The organism is Tianxiuia mixotrophica (assembly GCF_050596425.1).
Taxonomy (GTDB): Bacteria; Bacillota; Clostridia; order Peptostreptococcales; family Acidaminobacteraceae.
The window spans coordinates 3,593,475-3,612,207 of sequence record NZ_CP192292.1; the positions used below are offsets into that span (position 1 = coordinate 3,593,475).

General features: G+C 40.2%; 15 protein-coding genes. 1 reads left to right on the forward strand and 14 read right to left on the reverse strand.

The annotated features are described in order from the left end of the window. Positions 1 to 42: 42 nt before the first annotated feature. The 7 genes from ACQ4KW_RS15935 to ACQ4KW_RS15965 all read right to left on the reverse strand — a co-directional run bounded on the left by ACQ4KW_RS15935 (position 43) and on the right by ACQ4KW_RS15965 (position 10,749). Positions 43 to 2,472, reverse strand: a complete 2,430-nt coding sequence (locus ACQ4KW_RS15935; protein WP_430883458.1) for a glycogen/starch/alpha-glucan phosphorylase — start codon at positions 2,470 to 2,472, stop codon at positions 43 to 45. A gap of 11 nt (positions 2,473 to 2,483) precedes the next feature. After that, positions 2,484 to 3,917 carry a glycogen synthase GlgA gene (gene glgA, locus ACQ4KW_RS15940; RefSeq protein WP_430883459.1) on the reverse strand — a complete coding sequence of 478 codons (1,434 nt, stop codon included), beginning with the start codon at positions 3,915 to 3,917 and terminating at the stop codon, positions 2,484 to 2,486. Between the two features lie 14 nt (positions 3,918 to 3,931). Beyond that, positions 3,932 to 5,050, reverse strand: a complete 1,119-nt coding sequence (gene glgD, locus ACQ4KW_RS15945) for a glucose-1-phosphate adenylyltransferase subunit GlgD (protein WP_430883460.1) — start codon at positions 5,048 to 5,050, stop codon at positions 3,932 to 3,934. A gap of 12 nt (positions 5,051 to 5,062) precedes the next feature. Continuing rightward, positions 5,063 to 6,199 carry a glucose-1-phosphate adenylyltransferase gene (locus ACQ4KW_RS15950; RefSeq protein WP_430886588.1) on the reverse strand — a complete coding sequence of 379 codons (1,137 nt, stop codon included), beginning with the start codon at positions 6,197 to 6,199 and terminating at the stop codon, positions 5,063 to 5,065. Next, a complete protein-coding gene (gene glgB, locus ACQ4KW_RS15955; RefSeq protein ID WP_430883461.1) occupies positions 6,132 to 8,153 on the reverse strand; it encodes a 1,4-alpha-glucan branching protein GlgB in 2,022 nt (673 codons plus the stop codon). The genes ACQ4KW_RS15950 and glgB overlap by 68 nt, the downstream gene beginning before the upstream one ends. 432 nt (positions 8,154 to 8,585) lie before the next feature. Then, positions 8,586 to 9,776 carry a class I SAM-dependent rRNA methyltransferase gene (locus ACQ4KW_RS15960; RefSeq protein ID WP_430883462.1) on the reverse strand — a complete coding sequence of 397 codons (1,191 nt, stop codon included), beginning with the start codon at positions 9,774 to 9,776 and terminating at the stop codon, positions 8,586 to 8,588. A 16-nt stretch (positions 9,777 to 9,792) separates the two neighbouring features. Next, positions 9,793 to 10,749, reverse strand: coding sequence for a carbohydrate kinase family protein (locus ACQ4KW_RS15965; protein ID WP_430883463.1), 957 nt, complete (start codon positions 10,747 to 10,749; stop codon positions 9,793 to 9,795). 354 nt (positions 10,750 to 11,103) lie between these two features. On the opposite strand from ACQ4KW_RS15965, the gene ACQ4KW_RS15970 reads away from it, so the two are divergent. Then, on the forward strand, positions 11,104 to 12,132 hold the full coding sequence (locus ACQ4KW_RS15970; protein ID WP_430883464.1) for a branched-chain amino acid aminotransferase: 1,029 nt from the start codon (positions 11,104 to 11,106) through the stop codon (positions 12,130 to 12,132). Between the two features lie 96 nt (positions 12,133 to 12,228). On the opposite strand, the gene ACQ4KW_RS15975 is transcribed toward ACQ4KW_RS15970, so the two are convergent. From ACQ4KW_RS15975 to ACQ4KW_RS16005, 7 genes are all read right to left on the reverse strand, one after another. Next, the gene (locus ACQ4KW_RS15975; protein WP_430883465.1) at positions 12,229 to 12,813 is read right to left on the reverse strand and encodes a nucleotidyltransferase family protein; all 585 of its coding nucleotides are present in this window, start codon (positions 12,811 to 12,813) and stop codon (positions 12,229 to 12,231) included. A 198-nt stretch (positions 12,814 to 13,011) separates the two neighbouring features. Then, entirely contained in the window at positions 13,012 to 14,367 is a 1,356-nt protein-coding gene (locus ACQ4KW_RS15980) for a GntP family permease (protein ID WP_430883466.1), read from the reverse strand. A gap of 33 nt (positions 14,368 to 14,400) precedes the next feature. After that, the gene (locus ACQ4KW_RS15985; protein WP_430883467.1) at positions 14,401 to 14,859 is read right to left on the reverse strand and encodes a hypothetical protein; all 459 of its coding nucleotides are present in this window, start codon (positions 14,857 to 14,859) and stop codon (positions 14,401 to 14,403) included. A 360-nt stretch (positions 14,860 to 15,219) separates the two neighbouring features. Next, entirely contained in the window at positions 15,220 to 16,221 is a 1,002-nt protein-coding gene (locus tag ACQ4KW_RS15990; protein ID WP_430883468.1) for an electron transfer flavoprotein subunit alpha/FixB family protein, read from the reverse strand. 12 nt (positions 16,222 to 16,233) lie between these two features. After that, the gene (locus ACQ4KW_RS15995; RefSeq protein ID WP_430883469.1) at positions 16,234 to 17,019 is read right to left on the reverse strand and encodes an electron transfer flavoprotein subunit beta; all 786 of its coding nucleotides are present in this window, start codon (positions 17,017 to 17,019) and stop codon (positions 16,234 to 16,236) included. Between the two features lie 11 nt (positions 17,020 to 17,030). Continuing rightward, positions 17,031 to 18,170: an acyl-CoA dehydrogenase gene (locus ACQ4KW_RS16000; RefSeq protein WP_430883470.1), complete on the reverse strand. Its 1,140-nt coding sequence runs from the start codon at positions 18,168 to 18,170 to the stop codon at positions 17,031 to 17,033. A 119-nt stretch (positions 18,171 to 18,289) separates the two neighbouring features. Then, positions 18,290 to 18,709: a MaoC family dehydratase gene (locus ACQ4KW_RS16005; RefSeq protein ID WP_430883471.1), complete on the reverse strand. Its 420-nt coding sequence runs from the start codon at positions 18,707 to 18,709 to the stop codon at positions 18,290 to 18,292. Between the last annotated feature and the right edge of the window lie 24 nt (positions 18,710 to 18,733).

Below are 18,733 nucleotides of genomic sequence, written 5' to 3' on the forward strand. Positions count from 1 at the left end.
ATTATCACCTAACTTTTAGTAGGTTCTCATAGGGAACTTGGCTTATGGTCGTCTCGTCGTATTCCATATGCCTGAAGCATACTCCATTATGGTTCGGTCGCTTGAAAACACCCCTGAGCATCCTATGTTGGTTATGCTCATTTTAGCCCAAAGCTCACGATCCCTATAATACTTATTAATTCTCTCGTGTGCCGCTGCGTAGGAATCAAAATCCTTTAAAACAAAGTATTCATCATTATGCTGAAGAAGACCGTCTTTTAGAATGCGGAACTCCTCGTCTGAAACATCCAGAAAACCATTTGTAAGCTGATCCACCACACGTTTAATTCTCAAATCTGAGTTGTAGAGATCCATGGAATTGTAAGTACCGGTCTCATAATACTCGTAGATTTCAGGCTCTGTCAGTCCAAAAATGACAATATTGTCTTCGCCCACTTCGTTAAGAATTTCCACATTGGCTCCATCTAGGGTGGCTATGGTCACAGCACCATTCATCATAAACTTCATGTTGCCTGTGCCTGAGGCTTCCTTGGTTGTGGTAGAAATCTGCTCACTTATATCAGCCGCTGGAATAAGGAGTTCAGCCAGCGAAACACTATAGTTTTCCATGAAAACCACTTTGATCTTATCCCGGATTCTCGTGTCGTTATTAATCTTATCTGCAACAGTGTTGATAAGTTTTATGGTTTGCTTGGCAATGTAATAAGCGGGTGCGGCCTTTGCACCAAATATAAAAGTTCTTGGCGGAATATCCAGATTCGGGTCTTCAAGTAGCCTATTGTACAAGTGCATGATATGGAGGACGTTCAGAATTTGTCGCTTATACTCATGCAGACGCTTAACCTGAATATCAAATATGGATTTCGGATTGACCTTTATGCCATTTCGCTCATATATAATTTCTGCAAGCTTCTTCTTGTTTTCATACTTGACTGCCATGACTTTCTTTTGGAAGTCAGGATCATCTTTGAATTTCAATGCATTTCTCAGCTTGATCGGTTCATGAATAAAATCGTCACCTATGGTTTCTTTCAAAAGGTCTGTCAAGCCAGGATTGCAGTTTACAAGCCATCTTCGGTGAGTTATACCATTTGTTTTATTGTTAAATCGATATGGATACAAATCATAGAATTTTTTTAATTCCTTATTCTTAAGTATCTCAGTATGCAAATGGGCCACGCCATTGATACTATGTGAACCCACAATCGCCAAGTTGGCCATGCGGACTTCACCATCTGCTATGATGGCCATGTCTCGAATGGCATCCATTTTTCCGTTATATTTCCAGTCCCACAAATCCCTGCAAAATCTTTCGTTGATCTCTTCCACAATCATGAAAATTCTAGGTAACAGGGCTTTGAACATGTCAATAGGCCAGCGTTCCATGGCCTCCTGCATAATGGTATGGTTGGTATAGCTCATAACTTTTGTGGTTATGTTCCAAGCTTGATCCCAGTCCATTTCCTCTTCGTCTATCAAAATTCGCATAAGCTCTGGTATGGCCACAGCTGGATGGGTGTCATTAATGTGAATAGCAATATAATCATGAAAGGCCGTCATAGGCCGTCCAGTCTTCTTATAAGATCTTATAATCCCCTGAACACCGCACGAAACAAAGAAATACTCCTGCTTTAATCTAAGTCTTCGTCCTTCTAGAAGGGAGTCATTGGGATATAAAACCTGGGAAATAGACTCAACGGAGTGTTTTTGCTCAAATGCATGAACGTACTGACCTCGGCTAAACTTTGAATAATCAAACTCTCTGGAACTTGTTTCCGCACTCCAAAGTCTTAAGGTGTTCACTGTGTCATTGTCATACCCGACAACGGGCATGTCATAAGGCACGCCAACAACAGACTCATAGTGTTCGTGAACAAATTTCAACTTATCATCTTCCATCCGAGTGTCAATGGTGCCACCATACTTAACTTCCACAGCCTTATCCGTTTTTTTCACTTCCCATACATTGCGATTGTCAAGCCAGCGGTCGGGAAATTCCACCTGATACCCATTGATAATTTTCTGCTCAAAAAGACCGTAATTATAACGTATTCCTATACCATGACCTGGTATAGACAGGGCTGCCATTGAATCCAAGAAGCATGCTGCAAGTCTTCCCAGACCACCGTTTCCAAGTCCTTGATCTTTTTCGATTTCAGCGATGGCTTCAAAATCGAATCCGATCTCCTCTATGACGTCTTTAGCCATATCCAGTAACCCTTGGGCTGCCAAGTTATTAACTAAAAAACGACCTGTTAAAAACTCCATAGAAAAATAGTAGACCTGCTTATGTCCCTCTTTTGCATATTTTTCAGTTGTGTCAATCCATTTTTGTGCCAGATAATCTTTGCAAAGACTTCCTAGTGCATGGTAACGATCCCACTTGGATGTTTCTTCAAGGGGTTTGGCACTCTTAGCTGCCAATTTTCTAAGATAATCTGTTTTAAATTGTTCTCTTGTAATCTGGTTCATGGGCTTTACTCCTATCGATTCATTACAGTTTGGTAGATATCAATATATTGCCTTGCAGAGTTCTTCCAACTTGTATCCGATTTCATTGCCCTCTGAACGACGCGATTCCATTTTCGTCTATCCCTAAACAAAGCTGTTGCCTGTTCAATGGCGCCGAGCATTTCGTGTGCATTATAATTCGCAAAACTAAAACCATTGCCTTCATCTGTATAAGCATTATAGGGGGTCACTGTGTCTTTAAGACCTCCAGTTTCCCGCACAATTGGTAGGGTACCATATCTTAAGGCAATTTGCTGACCAAGTCCGCAAGGTTCAAAAAGTGATGGCATTAGAAACATATCCGCTCCTGCATATATCTGATGGGCCAAGGCAGCATTAAACTGAATTTCTGCCCGAACCTTATCAGGATACTTATGCTGATAGTAGCGCATCATATTTTCGTAGTGGGCTTCCCCTGTGCCAAGAACGACAAACTGAATATCCAGCTTCATCATGTCATCCATAACGTGTTCAATGAGATCCAGGCCTTTCATATTTGCCAGCCTTGTTACCATAGCCATCATTGGTATGTCCTCATTCACAGGAAGTCCCATTCTATCTTGAAGGTGGGTTTTGTTCTCCCTTTTCTTTTTTAGACTCCTCGAATCGTATTTTTTAACGATATGAGGGTCCTTTCTTGGATCGTATATATCATGATCCAAACCGTTGGTTATGCCATATAAGTCATTCTCCCTATGCCTCAGTAGGCCATCAAGTCTTTCCCCGAAGAAAGGATACTGGATTTCTTGAGCATAGGTTTCAGAGACTGTTGTAATGGCATCGGCAAAGTTAATTCCAGATTTCATGAAGCTCACACCGCCATGAAATTCCATGCCTCCTGAATAATAATGGTCTGGTCCAATGTTCAGTAAGTCATTTAGAATTTCAGGTCCAAACACCCCCTGATATTTTAAATTGTGTATGGTATAAACTGTTTTTATATCCCGGTAGTCTTCATCATCTCTATAGTGTTCATTGAGAAGGACTGGTATCATACCAGTGTGCCAGTCATTGAAGTGAATAATATCTGGTTTGAAGTCCATATGCCGTATGGATTCAAGAACCGACCTACAGAAGTAGGAGAATTTTTCACCATCATCAAAATGTCCATAAAGACCATCTCGCTTAAAATAGTATTCATTGTCAATAAAATAATAGGGTAGACCTTCATACTCAATTTCACTTAGACCAACATATTGACGTCTCCAACCCACATCAACATAAAAATGACTTAAATGCCTTTCCTTATCCCTTATATAATCTGGCAAATCGAAAGTCTTTGAAATCATGACCCTGGCATCCACATTTTCTTTTCTAAGGGCCTTTGGAAGAGCAAAGGCCACGTCTGCAAGCCCACCTGTTTTTGAAAACGGTACGGCTTCAGACGCAACAAATAAAACATTCATAAGTGCCTCCCGCTTTACAGTACAGTATTTTTCTTGATCACAAATGGACTGCTCGAGTCTCCAAACAACATTTTTCTCTCTGTGATCACAACATTTTTATCTAAAATTGTATAGTTCAAATTTGTCGTTTCGCTAATCACGACATTTGGAAACACTATAGAATTCCTTATAATGGCGCCCTTTTTCACATGGACATCACGGCAAATTATACAGTTTTCCACAGTCCCTTCAATAATACAACCATTGGCTATGAGGGAGTTGGAGACATAGCTGTTGTCAGAGTACTTTGTGGATGGGGAATCCAGTACCTTTGTAAATATTCGCCCGTTTTTATAAAACAACTCATTGCAATTGGCTATATTAAGAAGATCCATATTGGTCTGGTAGTAATTCTGTATAGAACTCACACAGCTTAAATAGCCATCAAAGGCATAGCCATTGACCTTCAGTTTATCCATGGTATTAAAAATGGCTTCTTTCATAAACCTGGAGTCACCACGATGAACAGACTCTTCAATTATTTTTATTAAGAGCTCCCGCTTCATGACATACATCTCCATGGAAATGTCGTAGTGTCTTTTCTTCCCAAGATTCTTGCCAATACTGACAATATTTTTATCTTCATCAAGGGTCAAACTGTCACACTCGATAAAGCGTCTCACACTATTCTCCATACTCTTATAGGCTATTGTTATGTCTGCCCCCGACTTCTTATGGAAATCAACCATAGGTCTGAAATCAATGTTGCATATCATATAGCTCCTAGACAAGAGGACATATTCTTGTCTTGAATGTTTGAGGTAATCAAGATTCATTTTGAACAGTTCAAGGTCACCCACACGCCGAATATTGTCATCCATTCTGTACTCTGGATGAAAGACAAAAAGACCGTCTCTTTTTCTATCTAGGCCCCAGTGTTTTCCCGATCCAAGATGATTGGTGAGGGATCTTGACTTTCCATGGGTGAATATGCCCACGTTTGTCAGTCCGCTATTTGTCATATTAGACAATATAAAATCAATCACTCTGTAACGCCCCAATATCATAATTGACCCAATGGAACGCGTCAGCGTCAAATCTTTAATATGTTCATCTGATTCACTCAGATTTATAATGCCCATAACATTATTCATTTTGGCGCCCCCCTATGCCTTTGCCTCGATTTCTTCTCCATCATAAACCGTAATTTTTTTCGTATTTGGTTCACCAATGACTGTACCTTTTGGAATGGTTACGTCATTGACAACCACAGCCCTGTAGATTTTCACATCATCTTCAATGACAACATTGGGCATGACCACAGAATCTTCTACATGAGCGCCAACGCCCACATACACATCTGGTGAAATAACCGAGTTTTTCACACGACCTTCTATAATACAACCTTCATTTATAAGTGATGATTCGATCATGCCGTAAGGACTTATAAATTGAGGGGGACTCACAGGATTCACAGAATAGGCCCGCCATTTTTTATCGTGTAAATCAAAATCTGGATTGAGTTTTATTAAATCCATATTGGCTTCCCAGAGACTTTCCACCGTACCAACGTCCTTCCAGTATCCTTTAAATCGGTACGCTGTGATCTTATGCTGGTCTTCAAGGACCTTAGGGATAATATTTTTTCCAAAATCATTTTTTGAATTTGGATCATTTTCGTCATCAATCAAATACGCTCTGAGAACTGACCAGTTGAATATATATATGCCCATGGATGCCAAGTTGCTCTTAGTCTTCTCAGGTTTCTCTTCAAACTCATATATAATGTCGTTTTCATCCGTGTTTAAGATGCCAAATCTATTCGTTTCATCCCACGGAACTTCAATGACCGCAATTGTCACATCAGATCTCTTATTTTTGTGATCATCGAGCATTTTCATATAATCCATTTTATAAATATGATCCCCTGAAAGTATCAGGATGTATTCTGGGTTATACGAGTCAATATAATTAATATTTTCATAGATTGCATTGGCTGTGCCCTTATAAAAACGGCCACCATCCGCTCCCATGTATGGTGGTAGAATTTTCACCCCACCAAATCGTTTATCAAGGTCCCACGAACTCCCTATGCCAATGTGAGCATTGAGGGCAAGAGGCTTGTACTGTGTTAGAATTCCAACAGTATCGATATTGGAGTTGGAGCAGTTGCTCAGTGCAAAATCTATAATTCGATATTTTCCAGCAAATGAAACCGCTGGTTTGGCATTCTCCTTAGTGATTTCTCGAAGTCTTGACCCCTGTCCCCCTGCTAGAATCATTGCGATGATTTCTTTTTTCATTTCTTTCACTTGGTTTCACCTCAATTTGTTTTCTCTCATCCACCGATTGATCATCCTTAAACCATTTAATATAAACAACCGACAACGGCGGTAGCTTGACATTAATGTGATACGGTCGCATGTGCCAACTCTTTGCTACCGTTTGAATTTCAGAAGTGTTCACAACCCCTGATCCTCCATAGACTTCCTTATCACTGTTTAGAATTTCTTTGTAAAATCCTCTTTTGTCCACGCCAATCTTATACTCCAAATATGTTTCTGGCGTAAAATTCACTGCAACAATAACTTTTTCCTTATCCCGCCCCTTTCGCATAAAAACCACAATGCTCTGATCAATATTGTCAAGATCAATCCATTCAAATCCATCGAAGGTGTCATCCAAACAGTAGAGTGCTTTTTCTTTCAGATAGACCTTATTCAAATCTTCAACGAACTTCATAATCCCACTGTGCTTATCATAATCAAGTAAAAACCAATCCAGTTCGCGTTTGTAATTCCACTCAATGAAATGTCCAAACTCGCCCCCCATGAAGAGTAGCTTTTTACCTGGGTGAGCCATCATATAGCCATAAAGTATTCTGAGATTGGCAAACTTTTGCCAGTAGTCTCCCGGCATTTTATCAAGGAGTGACCTTTTACCATGCACCACCTCATCATGAGATAGGGGCAAGACATAATTCTCACTAAAGGCATAGGTGAGTGAGAATGTAATCAGGTTGTGATGCCACTTCCTAAAGACTGGATCAAGTTCCATGTACTCAAGCATGTCGTTCATCCAGCCCATATTCCATTTGAAGTTAAAGCCCAGCCCACCCTTATCTACAGGTGCTGTAACCAGGGGCCAAGCCGTGGATTCCTCTGCGATCATCAAGGCGCCAGGGAACATGCCAAAAATGGTTTCATTGAGTTTTCGAATAAACTCCACTGCCTTGATATTTTCATTGGAACCATATTCGTTTTTAATATTTAAGTGCTCCCGTCCGTAATCCAAGTAAAGCATGAAAGCCACTGCATCCACACGCAGTCCATCAATATGGTACTTGTCAAACCAGAATACGGCATTTGAAACAAGATAACTAACAACTTCTTTTCGACTAAAGTCAAAATTCACAGTGCCCCACTGGTCGTTGTTGGCAATGTGTTGGTAGCCAGATTCATAAACAGGATAACCATCAAATAGTCTCAAACCATGGCTGTCTCTACAAAAGTGACAGGGCACCCAGTCCATTATGATCCCCACATTATGCTGGTGAAGATAATCGACCAAGTACTTAAAGTCATCTGGTGAGCCGTAGCGGCTTGTCACTGAATAATAGCCTGTCGCTTGATAGCCCCATGACCCATCAAAAGGATGCTCATTCAAGGGCATTATTTCAACATGGGTGTACCCCATTTTTTTTATGTAATCCACCAGTAAGGGTGCCAGCTCCTTATAGGCGTAAAATGAGCCGTCAGCTTTATGCTTCCAAGAACCAAGATGCATTTCATAAATGTTTATGGGTTCTTGATAAGGCTTACTCTCACGGCGATGTTGCATCCAGTTTTCATCATTCCACTCATAATCCTGACCTGTCCAAACAATAGATGCTGTTTTGGGTCTGACTTCAGAATAAAAGGCATAGGGGTCTGCCTTATGTAGTATGTCCCCCTTTTTAGTTACAATTTCATACTTATAGAGCTCTCCTTCTAATCCTCTTGGAATGAAAATATTCCAGAGACCCGAGTCCTTATATTTTTTCATTTCAAAATCTGATCCATACCAGTCATTGAAGCTTCCTATAAGTCTCACCTTATAGGCATTCGGTGCCCACACTACAAAACTCGTTCCCATGACACCCTTTACCACTTTTTCATGTGCACCTAACATGTCATAGCTTTTAAAATATGTGCCGTCATGAAATAGATAAGCGTCCATATCTAAATCACTCAAGTATGATACTTCCAAAATGTTCACCCGCCCCTGCTTTTTATATATTCTATTATGACGTTTTTACGTCTTTAATTAGCGAACTTTTCTGAAATTTAACTCTACTTTTACCCATCGTTAACGGGAATACACCCCATTGAAACATTTATACCCCATATAATGACTTCAAACAAATGGAAAACGTTATCTGTTTTTTCAGAATATTTTTTTAATTATTACAGTAAAATTTTATGCTTATATGCATCTTGTCTGTTAAGACTTGTTTTTATTTTTTCACCTCTGAATTTTGTTGACACAGCTGGCTACATGTTTAATTTCATAAACTGCTTATGCTAATAGTCGCTTTAAAAGGGCGTTATCATTATCTGCAAATAAAAAAAAGAGATGTTCAAAAACATCTCTTTTCACTAGCATCATAGGCCAGGTATTTCATTTCTATTCGGTTCCTAAATCACTTGTCTAACCAACTTTTAAGATTAGCACCTTTAAATAATTGCTGTTTGGGTAACGAGGATTTGTCGCAAAATCATCTGGTAATTGAAGGGTTTCAAGAATTTTATATCTTCTCTTCGCCGCCACAAACCCAGCACTGATTTGCTTTCTGAACTTTTCCATATCCATTTTTGCACTGTTTGTCGACGCGATCATGATTCCCTTGTCATTGACCACAGGGAGTACGTCTTGAATCAGCTTTCCATAGTCTTTTTCAGCACTGAAAGTGAAGTTTTTAGATCGAGAAAAAGATGGTGGGTCAAGGACAACAACATCCCAGCTTTTTTCAGCACGGGCTGCCTTCTTGAAATACTTGAACACGTCTTCCACAATAATCTGATGATTTTCTAGGTCGATGTCATTGGCCAAATACATTTCTTTAGTTTTCTCAATACTTCTCTTAGCCAGGTCAACATTGGTGGTCATTTCTGCGCCACCAAGCGCTGCAGCCACACCGAACGCCCCTGTGTATGAGAATGTGTTCAAAACAGATTTTCCTTTGGCATACTTGGTCTTAAGCTGATGACGCACATGACGCTGGTCAAGGAATATACCTGTCATTGCCCCATCATCCAAGTTAACTGCATAGTTCATACCATCTTGTTTTACAATGAGTGGCCATTCAGGATACTCACCCAATATGAAATCTGAGCTCTCAATGTATCCGCCATCTTCACCGAATCTTTTTTTCTGGAAAATACCCTTAATCGGCTTACGCTTTTTAAGTGTGTTTATAACATCATCTCTAAACTTGTACATACCTTTTGAATACCACTGAACCAGATAGTATCCATCGTAGTAATCAATCGTCAGTCCACCGATGCCGTCCCCTTCTCCGTTAAAGACCCTGTAGGCGTTTGTAGAGTCATCCATTAATAAATGGTTTCTTCTAGATATAGCCGCATTGATGGTCTTCTTGAAAAAGTCATGATCAATTTTCTGCTTGACCTGCTTTGTCAGAACCCAGCCACAGCCCTTGTTCTGAATACCATAATATCCTCTGGCCAGAAATCTATCTTTCTGATTTACTATTTTTAATACATCGCCTTCTTTTTGAAGGAATTTGGTGCTTACAAACATTCTTTTTTCTAAAATGGGATTGCCTGATCGAATATGATCAATATACTCGTCTTTTAATACTACTTTAACTTCTCTCATTATGCCTCCAAAGAGCTTATCTAAATCTAACTTCCGTCCAGTCTGTCTTCTCTATTATATGATTAACTTTCTCGATACTCATATCGGGATGGATTGTTTCTTCATGTTCTATTGTTACCAGAGACATGGCTATTGCAAACCTCACTGTCTCAATCGTATCCAGTTCTTTCATAAATCCATACCCCAGTCCGGCTACAAAGGAGTCTCCTGCCCCAGTAACATTTTTAACAAGGGCTTCATTGGCCTTTATTTTCCCCATCTGCTGACCGTCTGAATAAAATATACCTTCAGCATCTAGGCTAATAAAAATATTGGTCACGCCCTGGTCATGAAACTGTTTTGCTGCTTTTATTAGGGTATCATCATTTTTTATGCCAAACCCAGCCAGTTGTTCTGCTTCGTGCCGATTGGGCTTTATCGTATGGAAGTATTTGATCAAATGTTTAACATCATCTGCTTTTGCAGCAGATACAGGATCGAGAACAAATCGTGTTTTTGTGTGATACTTCTTAAGCAAATATTCTAGTTTTTCAGGATTATCTGTATCCACTATGACATATTCTGCATTTTCAATGGTCTGAGTTTTTTCATCAATGAACTCAGTTGTCAGTTCATTGATACTTTTCATATCAACAACTGCTGAAACCATTTCTCCACATTCATTAAGAACAGCCATGTATGTCGGTGTGCCCCCATGCTTTGTTATGAGAGAGTCCTCCATGTCATATCCAACCATGCGGCTGTGTTCTAACATTCCACGTCCTGTTTCATCATTTCCAAGAATTGAAATGAACTTGGTGTTAAGTCCGACCCTTGCCATATTTTCAGCTATGTTTCGACAGACACCGCCATATGAAATTTTCACACTTCCAGGATTAGAATTGAGTGGTATATATGATACATTTGTGAATCCTATTATATCTACAACAGAAGCCCCAAAAACAAGAATGTATGGCTCTTGAGAGTTAAACATCAAATCTCCCTTTCTGAATTTAGTCTACCCTTTATAATACCACAAGTAACCTGGTCATTTAAACATATTTTCGTGTTTGTAAAGTATTTCATATTGTCCTTGTATCTAGAAATTTCTCGATTTATTCAGAATATTCCAACCTTTCCACCGGCACAAATCCCCTCACTCACTGGCAAGACTTGCTTATACGCTTTTTTGCCATTTTTCCATATTTGTCCGATCTATTAAATCTTTTTCAACACTTGCTCAAATAGTGGAACTGTCAAACAATTTAGTGTATGATTATGAGTAGATAACGTTTTCTTCTTGTATAAAATACATACGAAGGCGAAAGAATATGTGAGGTGTATTATTATGAGCAAAACTGCAAATATCGATTGGGCTACGCTAGGTTTCTCTTATATTAAGACAGATCTACGCTACGTGTCTTACTGGAAAGATGGAAAGTGGGACAATGGTGCTCTAGTTGAGGACAACAAACTTTCTATTTCTGAAGCTTCTACATCATTGCACTACGGCCAGCAATGTTTCGAAGGCCTAAAGGCTTATCGTACAAAAGATGGTTCTATCCAACTTTTCAGACCTGACCAAAATGCAAAAAGAATGAACTCAAGTTGCCGAAGAATTCTAATGCCAGAAATCTCTGAAGAGCAATTCATCGACGCCTGTGTTCAAGTTGTAAAAGCAAATGAACATTTCGTACCACCATACGGAACTGGTGCAACATTATACCTTCGTCCGTTCATCATTGGTATTGGTGATAACCTTGGTGTCAAGCCAGCTCCAGAATTCCTATTCAGTGTATTCTGTGTTCCTGTTGGTCCATACTTCAAGGGCGGCATGGCGCCAGTTAACTTTACAATCGCAGATATGGACCGTGCGGCTCCATACGGCACTGGTGCTGCTAAAGTTGGTGGCAACTACGCTGGTAGTTTACTGCCTCATGAAGAAGCTGTTAAAGCTGGATATGCTGATTGTATCTACCTAGATCCTGCAACACACACTAAGATTGAAGAAGTCGGTGCTGCAAACTTCTTTGGTATCACAAAGGACAACAAGTTTGTTACTCCAAAATCACCTTCAATCCTACCGAGTATTACTAAGTACTCACTAATGCACATTGCAGAAAACTACATGGATATGACTGTTGAAGAACGTGATTGCCATGTCGAAAAACTCGACGAGTTTGTTGAAGCAGGTGCATGTGGTACAGCTGCAGTTATTACACCAATTGGTGGCATTAACTATAAAGACAACCTTCATGTTTTCCATTCTGAAACAGAAGTTGGTCCTGTAACACGTAAATTATACGACACGCTTTGCGGTATTCAGGTTGGCGATGTTGAAGCGCCTGAAGGCTGGATTGTAAAAGTCGATAAGTAATATTATAAAGACTCAAAGGGGATGTGTTTTTAAACACATCCCTTTTTTTATCCAAACTGGAATGATGGCTTTCAAAATCACCTCAACTCAAAGCTTTCATCGAATCAGCTTTCTTGCGGCTTCAAAGTCATCTACAGTGTCCACATCGAATTGTATCTTGCTTTCCCCCACCTCGATAAAAATAACATCATCAATGTACTTGTCAAGAAGTTGGCGAGCGCCCTTATCTCCATCTATGGCTAAGATGTCCTTGAAATATTTCTCAGGAAATATCACCGGGTTTCCCCTTCCCTCATAGTTTACAGGAACAATTATCTTATCTCGATTCTTTTTAAAATGACCAATCAATAAATTTATATCCTTGGTTTCAATAAAGGGTTGATCGCCAAGAACAAACATGACCCCTTGTTCCCCAAGCATATTGGACAGGCCCAACTTAACAGTTGTAGAAAGTCCCTTTTCGGCATGGTCATTATTGAGAGACAATATCCCGTGTCTATCTGCAAGTGCTTTCACATCTTTCGTGTATTTCGAGTAAACCAAGACAATGCTATCGACATCACTGGCTTCTACATGTCTAATCACATGTTCAATTATTGGTATTTTGTCCAGCATAAGTGTCAACTTCGACTTACCCATTCTTCTAGAAAGCCCTGCTGCTAAAATTACGGCCCCAACCATACCAGTCCCTCCCTTTCTATTCTCCTATTTTAATTTTACACCATATAGGCATGTATATTCATCTGTACGAAAAATAAAACAAAAAAAACGCCTTCAGCATTTCGCTTCCAGCGTTTTGGGGGCATACACTCTCGCTTTATTTAACGCACTTATAGAAAAATTGTGCATGCTTTCTTACATTTTATGCTCTTTACTAGACTAGACCAGACCAAACATAGCCAATACAATTGCTACAAATGTTGCAATCAGTGGAATGGCCATTGTACAAACCGCAATATCAGGATAAGACCGTTTGTGGTCAAGACCTGTAACAGCTAGCAGTGTGATAACCGCACCACAGTGTGGGAATGTATCAAGACCACCTGCTGCCATAATCATAATTCTATGTACGACGCCTGGATTTATTCCATTCGATGTGGCAATCTGAAGGAAGTCAGAACCTAGAGCTTCAAGAGCCATAGCAGTACCACCAGAAGACGAGCCAACAATCCCAGCCAGTGCCGTTGTTGAAATAGCTATAGAAACCAGAGGCGGTCCAGGAATATTAACAATGGTTGCCTTAATAATACCAAAAACGCTAAGTGACTTAATCACGCCACCATAACCAACTTCCGATGCCGTGTTGAAGATCGGTAAAAGCGATCCAACAGCACCGTCAAACACGTCTTTGTTTGGCGTCTTAATATAGTTCTTAAATAAAAACAAGGAAAGAACAATCGCAACAGACAGTGCAATAACAACACTCCATATGCCATTAACACCACCGAAAGCTTCATAGCGCGCCATAACAGCTGGAGATTTAAAATAAATGTTCGTAAGGATGAAGTTGATAACAAAAACAACAAGGACTGGTGTAATAGCCATACCAAAGCCTGGAACATCACCATCTAGGTTCAGGTTTTCATTCGGATGATCCCCATATCCTAGACCTGTTGCTTTCATCTTATTTGACCGGTATGATAGCCATGTGATAGAACCAAAATACATAACAAGTGAGCCTGCAATACCTAAAATTGGTGCTGCATAAATATCAGTCCCAAAGTATGGTATAGGCATTGTGTTAATATACTGCGGTGTACCAGGCATAGCAGTCATGGCAAATGTGAATGCACCAGCAGCAATCGCAGCAGGGAGCAGACGCTTTGGAATGTCACCTTCTCTAAAGAGCATAGCTCCAATTGGATACACTGCGAAAACAACAACGAATAAGGATACACCACCGTAAACCAAGAGTCCCGTTGCTGTTATAACCGCTGCAATAGCTCTCTTTTTGCCAGCCTTCTCAGCAATAAAATGGGCGATAGAGCGCGCCGCGCCTGAGGTTCCCATAAGTTTACCAAAGATGGCACCTGCTAAGAACACAGGAAAATATTTTTGTAAATAACTTGCTGCCGCCGGCATAAAATAGCCTGTCCAGGCACTAAGTGCTGGTATTTCTCCAGTTAGTAATGCTGCAAGCATAGCAAGAAGTGGTGCTAAAACAAGCACAGTAATGCCTCTGTATGCTAGGAACATCAGTAAAACCAGCGATAATATTACCGCAAAAACGTCCATATTATATCCCCCTTGATATAAAATCCACTTTTCTTACAGAAAGAGTCCCATAATAAGTCCTGCAATGCTAATAAGTCCTATGAGACTGAAAAATACGTTCATAAATACCGATTTTTTTTCAACGATAGCTTTATTTCTTGCACTAACATGTTCAAAGTGTTTTGGATTTTTGAATACAGTGTATCCCCTATGGGCCAGCCATATATTATAGATACCTGCGGGAATCAAAAGAACTGTCATTACAAGTGTACTTGTAATCGTGCCTAGGGCAATACCAAGAGCAATCCCAATATAATTTAAAAGCACCACAGTTTCGATCTCTGGCTTGCGAAAATCAAAGGCAAAAAGATCCGTTAAAATCAAATTTGTCACGAAATACACAGCGTAAAGCCATCCAATGTTTTCGTTATAGCTATAGATCAATTGCCCAGCAATAACAGAGCCTGTCAACCAATATAGCCCTTTCATCACTGAAGGATGTCTTAATGTCACGATATTTTCCTCCCTTACGAATACAAGTTGTACAACAAATAGACATGTCTAATATTTATACATTAATTCTTTTATATCTAATATAGTGCATATGTCTGCAATGGCCAGTTACAGTGCACCCTATAGATCACTTAAGTCAGATTCTTCAAATAACGTTTTCCTGACCTATACTATAATATTGCAATAGTCATGCCAACTTTCAAAAGAACGGATACCTGCAATATCAACACATTGAGACATACTTTAAATCCACACATATACTAAGAGTGCCAATATTTTGTACATCCTGCTCAAAGCTTGTTCCTAAGGCGGATCAGATACCTTTCTCGAAAGTTGACATGTCTATTCTTTTTACATTTTCTATTCTCTTTCAGGGAGCAATTTCATAAGTTCAGGAATAATTTTATGGACATCCCCAACTAGACCAAGATCCGCAGCATTAAAGATTGGTGCTGTTTCATCTTTATTGATAGCTATAATAAATTCAGACTCTTCCATGCCTGCAAGATGTTGAATGGCTCCAGAAATGCCACATGCGAAATATAGATCTGGTCGAACTGTTTTTCCAGTTTGCCCCACCTGATTGTTTCGGTCTATCCAACCAGCATCAACCACAGCACGTGAGGCTGAAACAGTGCCCCCAAGTCTATTGGCTAGTCCCTCCAGGCTTGTCATGTTTTCATGTTTGCCTATGCCTCTACCACCTGAAACCAGAATATTGGCCTCTTCGATGTTCACCTTCTGTTTTGATTCCTTCACCACTTCAAGTATCTTTACATTTTGATCCTCTGCTGTTAAGGATACTTCAAAATGCGAAATAGTTCCACTTCTACTTTCATCTAGATCAGCCAGAGGCATGACACCAGGTCTAACTGTTGACATTTGTGGACGATGGTCAGGGCAGATTATTGTCGCCATAATGTTGCCACCAAATGCTGGACGCGTCATTAAAAGATTTTGTGTGTCTTCATCCACCTCTAATTTTGTACAATCTGCAGTTAATCCAGTATTGATTCTAGCGGATACCCTAGGCGCTAAATCCCTTCCAATCGTTGTTGCACCCACAAGAATCGCATCAGGCTTTCTATTTTCAACAACGGCTACCATGGCTTTAGTGTATGGTTCTGTCATGTATATTTTTAGAGCAGGATCTTCAACAAGAATAACTTCATCCGCCCCCAAATGAATGAGGGTTTTTAAATCATCTTCCATTTTATGTCCAATGACCAAAGCACTTACTGAACAGTCCATTTGGTCGGCAAGTTCTCTAGCCTTTGAAACAAGCTCTTTTGATACTTTTTCTATGTGTCCATCACGCTGTTCGCAAAAGACCATAACATCTTTGTAGTCGATATGGTTCACTTGACAATCCTCCTAATCAATAATGTACTTTTCCTTGAGATTCTCAAGAATGATTTTAGCCGCCTGTTGTGGATCAACTTCATACTTTTTGCCAGGCGCTTTTACAGCTTTTGTAAATGACTTTTTAACACGCGTTGGTGACCCTTTTAGACCCAGGTGTTCTTCCTCGACTTCTATGTTCTCATATGTCCATGTTTCAATTTCCATCTCACGGTAGGCATCGAATATCCCTTTTACAGACATGTAGCGTGCTGTATTCATTTCACTTAGCGTCGTTATAAGACAAGGCATTTCCACCTCAATCATATGGTATCCATCCTCAAAGACACGCTTTAAAACAAGCTTGTTGCCCTCTTTCCTTAAGTCATCAACATATGAAACCTGAGGGAGAGAAAGTTTCTCAGCAATTTGAGGTCCAACCTGTGCCGTATCTCCATCTATGGCTTGACGCCCAGCAATGATGAGATCATAGTCTAGATTTCTTATAGCTGCAGCCAGAGTCATTGAAGTCGCCCATGTGTCCGCACCAGCAAATTTTCGATCTGTTAAAAGTATTGCACGATCTGCGCCCATTGCTAGAGCTTCTCTAAGGGCATTGTCGGCTTGAGGTGGACCCATTGTCAAAACTGTTATATGGGCACTGTGCTCATCTTTAAGTCTAAGAGCGGCTTCAAGGCCCGCTTTGTCATCTGGATTAATAATGCTTGGCACACCATCACGAATTAATGTGCCCGTCTTAGGGTCCAAGCGAACTTCTGTTGTATCTGGAACCTGTTTTATACAAACGATGATATTCATCTCTTTACCTCCTATTTTAGCAAGTGTGCCGCAACCACCATGCGTTGAACTTCACTTGTTCCCTCATAGATTTCTGTGATTTTTGCATCACGCATCATGCGCTCAACAGGATATTCTCTTGTGTAACCGTATCCTCCATGAAGTTGTACGGCCTTTGTTGTCACATCCATAGCAGCTTCTGCTGCAAAGAGCTTGGCCATTGCTGCTTCATTGGAATAAGGAACCTTAGCATCCTTTGCTCGAGCAGCCTTATAAACAAGCAAGCGGGCCGCCTCCGTTTTGGTTTCCATGTCAGCCAATTGGAACTGAGTGTTCTGGAATTTGGAGATTGGTCGACCAAATTGCTTTCTTTCTTTCACATAAGTAACAGTTTCATCAATGGCTCCCTGTGCAAGTCCAAGCGCTTGAGATGCAATGCCAATTCTACCTCCATCGAGTGTCTTCATTGCAATTTTAAAGCCCATGCCCTCTTTGCCCAAAAGATTTTCTTTCGGAATTCTACAGTTTTCAAAGATAAGTTCGCATGTTGCCGAACCCCGAATTCCCATTTTCTTTTCTTTCTTACCAATACTGAATCCAGGTGTTGTAGCATCAACAATAAATGCTGATATTCCTTTGGTACCTTTTGATTTATCTGTCATAGCCATAATAATATAGGTGTCGGCATAGCCTGCATTTGTAATAAAAATTTTTGACCCATCTAGGACATACTCATCACCATCTAGAATAGCTCTCGTCTGCTGACCAGCTGCATCTGTTCCAGCGCCTGGCTCAGTCAATCCAAAAGCTCCCAACTTTTCTCCCTTAGCCAGTGGCACCAAAAACTTTTGCTTTTGTTCTTCTGTTCCAAACTCGTAGATTGGCGCTGCACATAATGATGTATGAGCTGAAACTATAACACCCGTTGTGCCGCAGACCTTGGAAAGTTCTTCGACTGCCATTGCATAGGCTAAGTTATCAGCACCTGCCCCCCCATATTCCTTAGGAAATGGGATTCCAAAAAAGCCATAAGACTTCATTTTTTCAACGGTTTCTTCTGGGAATCGTTCTTCCTCATCGACTTCTTCAGCCAGTGGTTTCACTTCATTTTCTGCAAATGAACGATACATCTGACGAAGAAGGATATACTCTTTTTTGAGTTCAAAATTCATGCCTAACCTCCTACAGTTCCATTCTCGTTTGACTTCATAACTTACATTAACTTTGAGCCATACCCCATCGCTCTCGACTCCAGCTACATCACACATGTTCATTCATAAAATTATTATTTCTACTTCTTGGGTGGCATAACCATGGCCTGACCAACCAATACTTCTTCACCGCGCTGATTGGTGCACACAGTCTTTAAGGTAATGCGATTTTTTTCCTCGATGATCTCAATGACTTCCGCTTCCGCTTTAACCGTATCCCCAATGCGAACCGGCGCCGTAAATCGAATGGATTGAGACATATAAATAGTCCCTGGACCAGGCAGTTGTAAACCAAGCACTGCAGAAATAAACCCTGCAGTTAGCATGCCATGTGCAATTCTTTCTTTAAACATAGATGCCTTTGCATGTTCGTCATTGATATGAACAGGGTTTAAGTCCCCCGTAATACCGGCGTACATATAAACATCTGATTCTGTTATAGTCTTTTGAAAACTTGCTTTTTCACCCATTGTGATCTCATTAATTGATTTTCCGAGCATAGTTTTGACCTCCGATTCTAGTCC